Origin of the sequence: Paraglaciecola aquimarina (assembly GCF_032464635.1) — a bacterium.
GTDB classification, from domain to species: domain Bacteria; phylum Pseudomonadota; class Gammaproteobacteria; order Enterobacterales; family Alteromonadaceae; genus Paraglaciecola; species Paraglaciecola aquimarina.
This window is the reverse complement of the sequence record NZ_JAWDIO010000002.1, coordinates 3,330,758-3,343,989: the sequence shown is the minus strand read 5'-3', so window position 1 is coordinate 3,343,989 and position 13,232 is coordinate 3,330,758. Positions and strand designations below refer to the sequence as shown.

15 protein-coding genes are annotated in these 13,232 nt (G+C 39.9%); 13 read left to right on the top strand and 2 right to left on the bottom strand.

The features are described 5' to 3' along the window. Nucleotides 1–49: 49 nt before the first annotated feature. The 7 genes from pabC (at nt 50) to RS130_RS16560 (ending at nt 5,755) form a co-directional block, all read left to right on the top strand. Nucleotides 50–736 carry an aminodeoxychorismate lyase gene (pabC, locus tag RS130_RS16590; RefSeq protein ID WP_316026856.1) on the top strand — a complete coding sequence of 229 codons (687 nt, stop codon included), beginning with the start codon at nt 50–52 and terminating at the stop codon, nt 734–736. Nucleotides 737–750: 14 nt separating this feature from the next. After that, nucleotides 751–900, top strand: coding sequence for a hypothetical protein (locus RS130_RS16585; RefSeq protein ID WP_316026855.1), 150 nt, complete (start codon nt 751–753; stop codon nt 898–900). A gap of 4 nt (nt 901–904) precedes the next feature. Next, nucleotides 905–1,909, top strand: a complete 1,005-nt coding sequence (mltG, locus tag RS130_RS16580) for an endolytic transglycosylase MltG (protein WP_316026854.1) — start codon at nt 905–907, stop codon at nt 1,907–1,909. A gap of 21 nt (nt 1,910–1,930) precedes the next feature. Next, entirely contained in the window at nt 1,931–2,560 is a 630-nt protein-coding gene (gene tmk / locus RS130_RS16575; protein WP_316026853.1) for a dTMP kinase, read from the top strand. Next, nucleotides 2,561–3,469: a DNA polymerase III subunit delta' gene (holB, locus tag RS130_RS16570; RefSeq protein WP_316026852.1), complete on the top strand. Its 909-nt coding sequence runs from the start codon at nt 2,561–2,563 to the stop codon at nt 3,467–3,469. Between the two features lie 10 nt (nt 3,470–3,479). Then, nucleotides 3,480–4,253 (top strand): TatD family hydrolase, encoded by a 774-nt coding sequence (locus tag RS130_RS16565; RefSeq protein WP_316026851.1) that lies wholly within the window; start codon nt 3,480–3,482, stop codon nt 4,251–4,253. 179 nt (nt 4,254–4,432) lie between these two features. Beyond that, nucleotides 4,433–5,755, top strand: a complete 1,323-nt coding sequence (locus tag RS130_RS16560; RefSeq protein WP_316026850.1) for a hypothetical protein — start codon at nt 4,433–4,435, stop codon at nt 5,753–5,755. Between the two features lie 55 nt (nt 5,756–5,810). Here the strand turns inward: RS130_RS16560 and RS130_RS16555 are convergent, their stop codons facing one another. Together RS130_RS16555 and RS130_RS16550 are read right to left on the bottom strand one after the other, a co-directional pair. Further along, the gene (locus tag RS130_RS16555) at nt 5,811–6,287 is read right to left on the bottom strand and encodes a YchJ family protein (protein WP_316026849.1); all 477 of its coding nucleotides are present in this window, start codon (nt 6,285–6,287) and stop codon (nt 5,811–5,813) included. 84 nt (nt 6,288–6,371) lie between these two features. Further along, nucleotides 6,372–6,758 (bottom strand): hypothetical protein, encoded by a 387-nt coding sequence (locus RS130_RS16550; protein ID WP_316026848.1) that lies wholly within the window; start codon nt 6,756–6,758, stop codon nt 6,372–6,374. Nucleotides 6,759–6,926: 168 nt separating this feature from the next. Here RS130_RS16550 and RS130_RS16545 point away from each other — a divergent pair, with 168 nt between their 5' ends. The 6 genes from RS130_RS16545 (at nt 6,927) to RS130_RS16520 (ending at nt 13,216) form a co-directional block, all read left to right on the top strand. Further along, complete coding sequence (locus RS130_RS16545; protein ID WP_316026847.1) at nt 6,927–7,502, top strand: RNA polymerase sigma factor; 576 nt, start codon at nt 6,927–6,929, stop codon at nt 7,500–7,502. Further along, on the top strand, nt 7,499–9,061 hold the full coding sequence (locus RS130_RS16540; protein ID WP_316026846.1) for a LamG-like jellyroll fold domain-containing protein: 1,563 nt from the start codon (nt 7,499–7,501) through the stop codon (nt 9,059–9,061). The genes RS130_RS16545 and RS130_RS16540 overlap by 4 nt, the downstream gene beginning before the upstream one ends. 164 nt (nt 9,062–9,225) lie before the next feature. Then, the gene (locus RS130_RS16535; protein WP_316026845.1) at nt 9,226–9,417 is read left to right on the top strand and encodes a hypothetical protein; all 192 of its coding nucleotides are present in this window, start codon (nt 9,226–9,228) and stop codon (nt 9,415–9,417) included. Further along, nucleotides 9,411–10,973 carry an FAD-dependent oxidoreductase gene (locus RS130_RS16530; protein WP_316026844.1) on the top strand — a complete coding sequence of 521 codons (1,563 nt, stop codon included), beginning with the start codon at nt 9,411–9,413 and terminating at the stop codon, nt 10,971–10,973. Before RS130_RS16535 ends, RS130_RS16530 begins: the two co-directional genes overlap by 7 nt. 117 nt (nt 10,974–11,090) lie before the next feature. Then, nucleotides 11,091–12,128, top strand: a complete 1,038-nt coding sequence (locus RS130_RS16525; protein WP_316026843.1) for a T9SS type B sorting domain-containing protein — start codon at nt 11,091–11,093, stop codon at nt 12,126–12,128. 110 nt (nt 12,129–12,238) lie between these two features. Beyond that, nucleotides 12,239–13,216 (top strand): transposase, encoded by a 978-nt coding sequence (locus RS130_RS16520; RefSeq protein ID WP_316026842.1) that lies wholly within the window; start codon nt 12,239–12,241, stop codon nt 13,214–13,216. The last annotated feature ends 16 nt before the right edge of the window (nt 13,217–13,232 follow it).

Sequence of the window (13,232 nt, the reverse complement as noted above, 5' to 3'; positions counted from 1 at the left end):
TAGACTCGGTTTTGTCCGAGTCTTTTTGATTTTAATGGGTGATTGTTTAATGATCGTTAATGGTCAATTTCAGACTGAAATATCAATAACTGACCGAGCACTGCAATATGGCGATGGCTGTTTTACAACTATTGCTTGTCGAAATGGTTGTTTAGAATTTTATGACGATCATATACAACGTTTAAAGACCTCCTGTCATAAATTAGCTATACAATTTTCTGCTTGGGAAGAGTTAACCCGTTCGATTCACGCATCGCTTCAAAACCTAAATGATCAAACACGTGATCTAGTCATAAAGGTTTTAATTAGTCGAGGACAAGGGGGGAGAGGTTATTCACCTAAAGGCTGTTCTACTCCCAATTATATAATAACGCATCACCCTTATCCCCAGCACTATAATCAACTCCAACAAAACGGTATTAAATTAACAGTAAGTCCTATTCAACTTGCCAAACAGCCCTTGTTAGCGGGTATCAAACATCTTAATAGAATGGAACAAGTGTTAATAAAGAACGATTTACTCAACAGTGATTTTGATGATGCGCTAGTATGTGACACAGATGGAGCAATTATTGAATCGTCAATCGCTAATTGTTTTTGGAAGCAAGATGGCCAGTGGTTTACGCCTGATTTAACTCATTCTGGTGTAGAGGGTGTTATGCGTAAACAAGTCATTTATCTCTTTGAAAAGCATGGTATTAACCTAGATTTTGTCAAAAAAATGTATTGGAGTTGAAGGATGTTCAAGCTATGTTCATCTGTAATTGTTTAATGGCAATAGTACCAGTGTTAAGTATTCATTTCCCTCATTCTGATAAGGTGTTGACCATTGAAGATAAGCAGCAAACGGTGTTAGTACAATCGTGGCTGGATGAGTTAACGTCGAAACAAGGATCGTAAATTAATGAATTTGCTAAAAACAGTAAAGTATTTAACTGCTGTATTTATTGTTATGTGTATAGTGGTCTCAGGCATCGTTTATTATTTTGAGCAAGGCGTGCATAAGGCGATAAACCTTAACGCTCCGATGTTGTTTCAAATCAAATCAGGTCAATCTTCAAAACAAGTACTGAATACACTGAAGTCTAAGGGGATTTTAGCGGAAAATATTGGGCTTAAAATCCGTCTTAAACTACAGCCTCATTTAGCGAATATTAAAGTTGGTACCTACCAATTACTCCCTTCGATGACGGGATTGGAATTGCTAGCGTTGTTTGCAAGTGGCAAAGAAGCGCAATTTTCCATTAGTTTGGTTGAAGGCCTACGCTGGCAAGAATGGGTCGCCGTGATCCAAGCTAACCCTAGACTTATTAATCAAGAAAACTTAGCACTAGAAGTTGAGACATTTTTAGACAATTTACCTTACCAATCTTTGGAAGGCTTATTGTTACCTGATACTTACCACTTTACTGATCAAACTACTGCTATGCAATTAGTTGAGCGAGCTTATAGGCAAATGACTGATTATCTGCAGCAAGCCTGGTTAAATCGCAGTCTTGATTTACCGTACACTACGCCATACGAGGCGCTAATAATGGCGTCAATTATAGAAAAAGAGACAGGTGTCGCTGAGGAGCGATCAAGAATCGCCGGCGTGTTTGTTAATCGCCTAAAACGAAACATGCGACTGCAGACTGATCCCACAGTCATTTATGGGATGGGGTCGAGCTTTGACGGAAATATTCGTCGTAAAGATTTAAAAAACGCAACACCATACAACACTTACGTCATTAAAGGGCTACCGCCAACGCCTATTGCAATGCCTAGTAAGTTAGCGATTGACGCAGCCTTACATCCGTTAGAAACAGAAGAGCTTTATTTTGTATCTAAAGGTGATGGTAGTCACCAGTTTTCGGTCACTTTACAACAACATAATCTGGCTGTACGAAAGTACCAATTAAAGAAATAATAGAAACGTAGAGAGAATATTTTGCAAGCATTGGGTAAGTTTATTGTGATTGAGGGGTTAGAAGGGGCTGGTAAAAGTACTGCTGTCTCTATTGTCAGTGAGGCTATTGTAGCTGCCGGTCATGTACTGGTAAATACTCGGGAGCCAGGTGGAACTGCAATGGCCGAAGCAATTCGAGAATGCGTAAAAGCAGATTGGCCGGATGAAAAAGTGACAATCGAAGCTGAGTTACTATTAATGTATGCCGCCCGAGCTCAGTTAGTGCAAAATGTCATTTTGCCCAATTTACAGCAAGGTAATTGGATTTTGGGAGATAGACATGACATGTCTTCAAGAGCCTATCAAGGAGGAGGGCGGATGATTGATAGCGAAATGATCGAGTCTTTGCGCCGTATTACACTCAACGGGTTCGAACCTGATCTTACTCTGTACCTAGACGTTGAGCCTAAAGAAGGGCTGAAGCGAGCAAAAGGTCGAGGTGAGTTAGACCGTATTGAGCAAGAAGACCTCAGTTTTTTCGAACGGACGCGAGAAGCATATTTAGCAATGGCCGAGCAAGATCAGAACTGTGTGGTTATAAATACTATGCAAACATTACCAGAAGTACACCACGATATTCAGTTGGCAATAAAACAGTATTTGGAGCAATAAGTGTTACCTTGGTTTGACCAAATATTTTTGCAGTTATCTGCCAGAATAGAACAACGTAAACTGCATCATGCTATGTTATTTCAAGGGCCTGCAGGGTTGGGCAAGTCGCAGTTTGTAATGGGCTTAGCACAACGTTTGCTTTGCTCTGAGCCACAAACAAATATGGCTTGTGGTGTTTGTCAATCTTGTCGGCTCAATGCCTCGGGTACCCATCCTGATTTACATCAGGTTGAATCAGATAAACAAATAGGCGTGGATGCTATTCGAGAGTCGATTAAAAAACTAGTCGGATCGGCGCATATGTCGGGAGCTAAGGTGCTGATTATCCATCATGCGGATACTATGACAGAGTCCAGTGCAAATGCGCTATTGAAAACATTAGAAGAGCCAACCGACAGTACATTTTTGTTATTAACTACTAGTCGGCCAGAACGAATTTTGCCTACGATAAAGAGCCGCTGTGAAAAACACACGTTACCTATGCCAGATTTGGCGACTTGTATTAAGTGGGTTGAAAACCAATACAAGGGGGAAATTGATCCCAACTTTGCAAGATTGTTTTCTGCTAGGCCCCTTGCTTTACTTGAAGAGTTGCAGCAGGAACAAAAATTTACCTTTGCTGTTTTTAAGCAAGGATTAATGGATTTAAAAACGGGAAGTAAAAATGCGGCTCAACTGGGGACAGAATGGCAAGAATTCGCAGATAAAGTGATAAAATGGAGCCAATATTGGCTGCGTGAACAAGCTACTTTGTCTAGTAACAAAGCCTCAGTAGATTTACTCTTTAGGATAAATAAGCAAGCGTCAATTGTCGCCAACCAAATGAGTAATCCAGGCATTAATAGAGCATTGCAATTAGTGACTCTGTTAAACGGGATTGCACAAGTTAATAAAGTTAATTCATTTTAGGAAAATATACGTGTTTGTAGATTCACATTGCCACTTAGACAGACTAGACAAAAGCCCAGAAGAATTGGCTGAAGTGATAAAATTTGCTAGAAATCGTGGAGTGGAACACTTTTTGTGTGTCTGTGTTTCAGTTACAGATTATCCGCAAATGTTAGATACGGTAAAACACTTTGCAGATGTATCGGTTTCTTGTGGAGTACATCCGTTACATCAAGAAGATGCGTGTAGTTATGAAGATCTATTGGCCATGGCTGATAATAAAGATGTGGTAGCGATTGGTGAAACAGGGCTGGATTACTTTTATAGTCCAGACACTAAGGCAGTACAATTAACCTCTTTTATTGATCATATAAAAGTAGCCAATGCCCTAAAAAAACCTCTTATTATTCATACGAGAGGAGCGAAAGAAGATACTATAGCGTTGTTGCAACAATATAAGGCGCCCGAGACTAAAGGTGTTTTACATTGCTTTACCGAAGATTGGGATATGGCTAAGGCGGCAATTGAACTTGGTTTTTATATTTCTATTTCAGGTATTGTAACGTTCAAAAAGGCTCTTGAATTACAAGACGTTGTAAAGCATATACCCATAGAAAAATTGCTGATTGAAACGGATTCTCCATGGTTAGCACCCGTTCCCTACAGAGGAAAACAAAATCAACCTGGGTATGTGCGAGAAGTAGGGGAATTTATCGCACAATTAAAAGGCTTGAGTGTGGCGGAGTTAGCGCAAGCAACTACCCAGAACTTTTATGATTTGTTCGCAGTAAAACGCACTAACTAGTGGTTGACTGACCCTTGGTTTATTCTGCGTAGGTATGCATGATTAACGATATGTTATAAAATGCCAGCACTAAATAGCGTAAAGCCGATGGCAAATGAAATAAGTGCTTGGTTTCGGTGTCGATAGAGTGTTGAATATCAGATTCGTAAATAATTATATATATAATAAAAGGTTAATAAGTGACAGATAATAGTTACCTCCCTTCTAAAGAAGACGCCCTTGCACAATTAGACCTATTGACATCGAGCGCGATTGGTCGCTCTAAGAATCAACAAAAGTTGCTTGAGTATCTACTTGAACGCGAATTGCCTGTAATAGAAGGAAACACAGCCGATTACCATGCCCCTAAAGAAATTGAAATTGCGATCGATGTATTTGGCAAAGGTGAGAATTTCAACCCCGCTGAGGATTCGACGGTAAGAGTTAATATTTCTAATTTGAGAAAAAAATTAGAAAACTATTACTTACAAGAAGGCAGCGCTGAAAAATTTTTCATCACTATTCCTGTTGGTGCCTATCGATTGACGTTTAAAAAGAACAACGATGCTTCTGTTCAAAGTGAAACTGAAACTGTTAGTCCCGAAACCGAGCAAGCATCTGGGCAAGTATTTAACAAAAAATCTGTTATTGGCGCACTACTTTTCATGTCGGTATTGGTCAATGTTATCGCTGGATATTTTTGGTATAAAGGTGCTCCCCCTTCATTTGTTGGTCAAACTTCAAAAATCAATGCTAAGGATCATGACCTTTGGTCTGATCTTAGAAAGTCTGACAAACCCGTTATGATAGTGTTAGGCGACGTATATAATTTTTCTGAATTTAGTAAAGAACTAAATAGACGAAGAACCATATTCGACACCAACATCAAGTCAGATGAAGACCTAAAGCGATATTTGGCTGAATATCCAGAGCATCCAAATACGACTTTAGGTTTTCGTCAAAAGTTAGTGAGTAAAGGCAGCACAATTGCGCTAAAAAATGTGTTTGATTTAGTTGCCGGCAAAGATCGGGTAAATTACCGTGTCGCGTCTGACATCAGGGCCTATCATTTGCGCTCATTCGATATAATTTACCTTGGTCCTCTTAATGGTATGGGGATATTAGAGCAGTATTTTCAAGGCTCTCATTTTAATCTCAGCAAACACAATTTGCAGTTAGAAAATAAGGATTTATCCAAACGTTACTCGTCGCCTGATAACATGAACGAAGGTTATACCGACTATGGGTTATTTGCTAAGGTTGATGGACCTAGAAATAATAAAATATATATTTTTTCTGGATTCTCTGATCCTTCAATTATGCAGGTCAGTTGGTTTATGACCAATGAAGGCGATTTATCATCTAAAGAGTTCGAAAGCGTAATTAATCAAAACAAGCTAGAGTCTTATAATAATTTTGAAATGTTATTTAAGGTACCTAGTATGGATGGTATTGATATTAAACATGAAATTATTTACGGTGGCGTTGTAGATAGTTCCGTTATATGGGCATCAACTGATTAGGCTAGGGGGCATACCCCTTTCTTTTGCCTGTATTTCTATTGGATATTATTCACTGCTATTTGCCACAGCATTTCTTAAACTTTCTTCCGCTGCCACACAAACAAATGTCATTTCGCTCTTGTTTATACTGCCCTGAACCTTTCAGTATATTGCCCGTTGTGTAAAACCATCGGTTATCAACTCTTTCAAAATTAGATAGCTCGTGCATGAGGTAATATACAGAGTCGACTTGGTAATATGCCTTGAACTCTACTTGTGCGGTAGTGTCTTTGGTTAAATATTGTACGACCTGTAAGGCTAACCACTTTGTGTTAATGGAAGATTTGGCAAGTTCATCAACAGAAATGGCATCCCGTTGTTTTTTGCCGTAGGTCTGCAAAATGTATGTATAGTTGCCAATTGCATAAGCGCTGTAACGTGAACGCATCAGCTGTTCGGCAGTGGTGGGGTTTTGTTTACCTAAAATATAGGGTTGGCAACAGCTGACAAAAGAAGAGCCACTTTGACAGTAACAATTGGTCTGATTGTGCATATACAACTTATCGCGACGAGTGATCTGCTCAGACTAGATGTAAGCCATATTTGAGTCAATCAGTTTATTCAAATTACAAAGCTATCAATGTGACCAAGGGCCCTGGACAACATTATTTCGCATACTTGTTTGATGGACCAAATTGATTAAAGTCACATTATTCTCAACGCATAATTGTTTAATACGTTTAAAACTCACTTCATCCATCGACAATTGCTCTATGAATATTCTAGCACATTGCCCATTACTGACTATTTTCTCAACCCATAAGGTTAAAAGGTGATGCTCTGGTTTTGGTAAGCGAATACTGTAAGCTTGTTTCTCTGCAAAGCGTATATGATTGGCCAACAAATACGTCCATTTTTGAGGTGTAGAGAAATCTATATCAGCGACTTGTTCGGACTGACTGACAGGGATCTGCATAGTCGTAACAGGGGAGGTAGAATTAGATATTGCGTGAACACTTGCCATAATTAAACTCTTAGTAGTGATGTTTTATACAGTGGTTGGATATACAGTAATACTGTATAAATAAACATGCAAGTTTTTTTGTGGAAAATTTATACTTTTATAGATTAATGTAGTAAATCTAGATTTATTAAGTGTCATTTTTCTGTCTTGGAACAATTACTTATAAAAGTGGAGAATTTACCAATCGAAAACGAAGAACGAGATCTAATAGAAAAGGCAAAAATGGGGGATATTCAATCCTTTGAGTATTTGGTTCGCCAGTATCAAGCCCACATTAGAAAAGCAATTGCAGTACGTTTGCATAATCCTGTTGAGGCAGACGATTTAGCTCAGGAAACTTTTCTTATCGCGTTTAGTAAAATACACCAATTTGATTGTAATTCTCTGTTTTTACCATGGCTACGGGGTATTGCGGGCAACTTGTTGAAAAATTACTGGCGTAAACATAAAGAAAAACTAGTAGGTGGCTTAATTGAGCTTGAGCAATTAGTTGATGAAACAGTAGAAGAAGTGTTAACAGGTGTCGATGAGAAATTTATGGCTGATTGTTTAGCGCAATGTATGCAATTGCTATCTGCTGACGATAATCAAATTTTACGACGGTATTATCATCAAAATTACAGTATTAAACAGTTAACTGAGTTGTGTAACAGTAAGCACTCGACTATGACCATGCGTTTACATCGACTACGAGAAAGACTGAAACAATGTATCAATCGTAAGCTTAAAGGGGAGGTAGTATGACGAAACAAGAACAACAGTTGATCGCTGCCTATTTAGCTGGCGAAAAGGTCGAAAGGGAACTTTGGCTTGCCTGTGAAAACAATCAGAATCTGCACAAACATTTAGCCAAGTTAAAAATAGTTGATAGGTTGATAGCTAGTCAGCACAAACAAATGTCAGATGAACAATTCGTTACTAGCATCACTCAATTATTGAAGAAACCAAATCAGAACACTTGGTGGGGTAATTTAACGGCAGGTTTTGCGCAGTGCTTGCATTTGGTTCAATTTAGGCCTGTTTTGCTTAGTGTGGGGTTATGCGCATTATTGCTCATGAGTTACCATTCCTTTTATTTGCCTAATGTCACCTTGGCAAAAGTAGATAAAGTCACAGGTATTTCCTTAGACAGTAGATATTTACAGGTTAATGATCAACTTAAGTCAGGGCTGATTTCATTACAACAAGGCTATGCAGAGCTTTCCTTAATTAATGGCGTGACTTTAGTTTTAGAGGCACCGATTATCTTAGATCTTAAGTCAGCCGATCATGTCGTATTACAAAGTGGCAATTTAGTCGCCAAAGTACCCGAACAAGCAATAGGCTTTAAAGTGGATACGCCGAGCTCTCAGATCATAGACTTAGGGACTGAATTTGCGGTTAGCGTTCAGAACTCAGGGGAATCACAGGTACATGTGCTAGAGGGTGAAATAAAAGTGAGAGCAACTAAGCAACAGAGTTTTGAGCATGTGTTTATAAACCAAGCACGGGCGTTTGATTTGAATGAACAAGTTAGTATCATTCAAAATAATCCAAAAATGTTTATGCGCGCTCTACCGGGTAAATCTCTCACTGATCCTGAATACATGCATTGGTCGTTTGATGAACTAACCGAAAATGGTTATTTATGTGATGGGCAGGGAATTAATAACCAATGTTTCAACGCCCATCCTAAATCTATGAATGCAAACCAAACAGGACCAGAAACAAGTAACGGGCAATTTGGTGATGCATTGTATTTCAATGGCGAAGACGCGTGGCTTGAAACGGATTTTCCAGGGATAGGTGAAGACAAACCTAGAACCGTTGCGTTTTGGGTGAAAGTCCCTAAAGACTTTTCTGTGAATAACGCCTATGGGATTTTAGGTTGGGGCTTGTCTTATCAATCATCTGCTTGGCAAATTTCTCCCAATCCACAGCAAGAAGATGGACCTTTGGGACGTATCCGTGTTGGTACTAATGATGCGCAAGTCATTGGCACAACGGATATAAGAGATAGCCGATGGCATCATGTAAGTATTGTTTTATTTGGTGGCGAACAGGTCAACCTATCCACTCATGTTTTAATTTATATTGATGGGAAGCTAGAAAAAAGCTCAAATAAATCCATAGCAAAGGTGTTTACCCAGTTGCAACATCCTAAATCTAAACCTCTGATTTTAGGCCGTAATATTGGTTATGAAGCAAATCAAATTAACAAAGAGCGAAAGTTCTTTCGTGGTTGGATCGATGAAGTGTTTATTTTCGACAGCGCACTCAATCAAAATCAGATTGTGAGTCTAATTGAAAATAATGCTTTATAAACTTTGCTAATTTTCATAGCAAGCCCCAGCTACGTTCAACCACACAAAGTCTAGGGCTGCTATATCATGTCACCTATACCTACCCAAAAGTAATTTGTTAAATAAATGTGTCAACTTTTAAGCTCAACACAATTACTAATAAAAGCACAACTTTGGGAGCTAAAATGAACAGAAGAGAATTTATACGTATTATTGGTGGAGCGATAGCTGTGAGCACTATTGCGCCAGGATATGGATTTACTAAGCAAGGCTTTTCCACTGGGGGCGTGTTAGTAGAGGCTAGCAGTTTTAGTCACCTAGGCGGTTGGGTGTTAGACACCCAGTTTTATCAACAAATGGGGGCTTTCAGTTGTTAGCGCATGGCCTTGGTACTCCAGTAGAAAATGCGTCGACAAAAATAGATATACCAAAATCCGGTGTCTGGACAGTGTTTGTGCGCACCAAAGATTGGTGCCCTGGTAATTGGCCTGCTCCTGGTCAATTTAATGTACATATTAACGGTCAAACGTTAGCCAATACTTTGGGTACGCAAAAAGGTTGGGCTTGGCAAAACGCTGGCTCACTTAAATTAGATAAAGGCCAAGTTAGTATAGAGGTAGAAGACTTAACTGGCTTCGATGGTCGCTTTGACGCCATATATATTACTCAAGAAATGGCGCCTGAATTACCTAACAGCTCAAAAGACTTGTTTAATTGGAAAGATCAAATGGCTGGTCGTAGCCAATTAACGATCGAAGAGAAATCTTTTGATTTAGTTATTTGTGGTGGTGGCATTAGTGGATGCGCTGCTGCTTTGGCGGCAGACTCACAAGGCATTAACGTTAGCCTTATTCAAGATAGGCCTGTATTTGGTGGTAACGCCAGCGATGAGATCCGTGTGCATACAGAAGGCATTCACGGAAAAAGTGAAAAAATTCTAAAATCTATTGATACTGAACATTATCCGAATGGTCATAAAAACGCGGTGTACGATCAGCAAAAGCGTGAACAAAGCATGGCAAATAGCAACGTTAACTTATTTGCTGAGCATATCGTCATAGGTCTAGAAAAGCATGGAAATACGATAAAAAGTGTTGATGCCAGAAACGTTAGGACAGGCATTATCACACGGTTCAAAGCCAGCCAGTTTATCGATAGTACCGGTGATGGTTGGTTAGGCTTTTGGGCAGGCGCAGAAACACGTTATGGCCGAGAAGCTAAATCAGAGTTTGACGAAGGCTGGGATTTACATGGTGATTTGTGGAGTCCTGAACAACCAGACAATAAAGTCATGGGGACCAGTTTATTGTGGAATAGCGACTATGGTCGCAAGCCAAGTTCATTTCCAAAAGTGCCGTGGGCAATGGACGTAGCAGGAAAGGACTATGCACTAGAAGGAGATTGGGATTGGGAATATTCTAACGACAAACTTAACCAAATTACCGATGCAGAAACGATTCGTGATCATATGTTGAGAGCAATATTTGGTAATTTTTACAATGCTAAGAAACGACCTAAGAACAAACTCGTAGAGCTGAAGTTTATAGCCTTTATTGGGGGCCGACGTGAATCGAGACGGATAATGGGAGACTATATTTACTCACAAAATGATGCGATAAATAAGCCAGACTTTCCCGACATAGTGGTCGAGGAAAAGCGGGCATTAGACTCCCATTACCAGTTAAAAGATCACGGTCATCATGCTGACTATCGTTCCGAAGCTTTGTTTAGAAAAGTCGGCATGTATTACATTCCGTTTAGATGCTTCTATTCAAAAGACATCAGTAATTTGATGATGGCAGGTCGAAATTTCAGCTGTACTCATATTGGTTTGGCAGGACCTAGAGTGATGAATACCTGTGGACAAATGGGGTCGCCACAGGATACGCCGCTGCTTTGTGTACTAAATACGGTACTAATCCACGGCAAGTAGGGAAACAACACATCACAGAATTACGACAATTAATTGGTTATGCGTAACCTTTGTATGGTGTTGCCAGCAGTAACACAGGTTATTGCTGGCTAATTTTCATCTACCATAGGCCTTACTATGCTTAACAAACATTTTATGCACTTTGCCTTACTTATGTCATTTGTAACATTAACAATAACAGGCGTAGTGGCATATACTTTACCTTTCTCCCTTATCAATACACGTTTACATATTTTATTTGCTACTAGCACCCTATTTTTTGTGCTTTATCATTTATTGCATAAGTACGGCTACTTTTTGAAAACATTGACTAGAAGTTCTTTAATAAGTAAACGGTTATTAGTCTTGCTTAGTTGTATGTGGATGGCTCTTATCGTTGCTGGTTGGAATAATTTAATGCCTGTTAATCAACTGGTTGATTTTAGTTATGAAGCTAGACATCAAAAAGAAATTTTGCGCAGTTCAGAGTACACTGCAACCGAGCTACTTGATGATAGTTTACGTACAGTGCGTATTATGCAGACCGACAAAACTGATATTGCATCTGAAACCAGTCCAACTACTAAGGCTCTCCATACCGCACTAAATATTGAAGTACGGTTACCTAATTTAACCAAACTAAAGCCTGCTATTGCAATTTGGGCGGAATCGACCACAGGGGCACTTATTGAAACCTTATATTTAAGCCCCGAGTTGGCATACTCAGATAACCCCAGTTGGCATGGGCATGCGGTTAAACGTAATCAAGTGTTGCCGGTGTGGCGGAGCAAGTACACTTTGGTTAGTGGACTTGATCCCAATGGTAATATTGACGCCTCGACGGGCGCTACTGACACCCATAGCTTCTCTTTAAATAAGTACTTCCAACTAGACGAGCGAGAGTATGTCATTTATTTTGAAGTTAACTTTGCATTTGATCCTAATGAAGAGTGGCCTGACAAATTCTTGGGACAGCCATCAGTTCTGTATTCAGCATTTATGGAGCATGGTGAACAAAAGCAATATGCTATTTTAGAGTTGACTGGCCATGGTGGAACAATGGAGAAGGGGAAAACATCAGGTGAGATCCACTATGATTTAGATTCAATTACAACAGCTAAACAGCAAGTTGATTTGGTTCTGGTGGCGGGCTCTAAAGGACAGATTCCACTTTAGAATTACTGCAAAGAATTACATGGACACCCATCACAATTTGATAAATCGTAGACTTATACTAGACTATCGTTAAGCGGTTGTGCTTGTGTTTATTCATTTTCGGAGGCGTTATGACTCAGAAAAGAGCCAGTTTAATCAGTTTATCAGATACCCCATTTTATCATTGTGTGTCTCGTTGTGTGCGCCGTTCATTTTTGTGTGGCGTTGACCATTATTCAGGGCAAAATTATGAGCACAGGCGGGCTTGGGTAGAGGAGCGCTTGTTGTTTTTGTCTTCGGTGTTTGCCATTGATATTTGTGCTTATGCGGTGATGAGCAATCACGTACATGTGGTGTTGCATGTGGATGTAGATAAGGCGCTAAATTGGTCAAATAAACAGGTATTAGCGCTGTGGCATACGCTCTATAAGGGGACGTTGTTGACCCAGAGGTTTATGCGAGATGATGAGCTAACAAAAAGTGAAATGCATACTCTTGAAGACACCATTGCGGTTTATCGCCAGCGTTTGCACGACATCAGTTGGCTCATGCGCAATCTCAACGAGCACATCGCCCGAGAAGCCAACAAAGAGGACGAGTGCACTGGCAGGTTCTGGGAAGGGCGGTTTAAATCACAAGCTCTGTTAGATAACAGAGCTTTACTAGCCTGCATGGCCTATGTGGATTTAAATCCCATTCGCACAAAAATAGCGACAACCCCTGAAAACTCCCATCACACCAGCATTCAAAAACGCATTCACGCGTTGAAAACTAACCAACACCCACCCCACACGCTGTTGCCATTTGTGGGTAACCCTAGGCAAAACATGCCCAAAGGCATTTCATTCTCATTAAAAGATTACTGCGAACTAGTGGATATAACAGGCCGTGTCATTCGCGAAGATAAACAAGGCCATATCACCACCACCCAACCAGCAATATTACAAAGATTGGGGCTATCAGATGCACAATGGCTCACCCTTACCACAGAGTTCGAACAACACTTTTGTTATGCCGTTGGCTCAGAGCACATGATGCGACAATTTGCTGAGCATACCCATCACCGGCAAATACAGGGCATTAGCAACGCGAGAACCTTATTGGCTTAATCAAAAATTCTGTCAA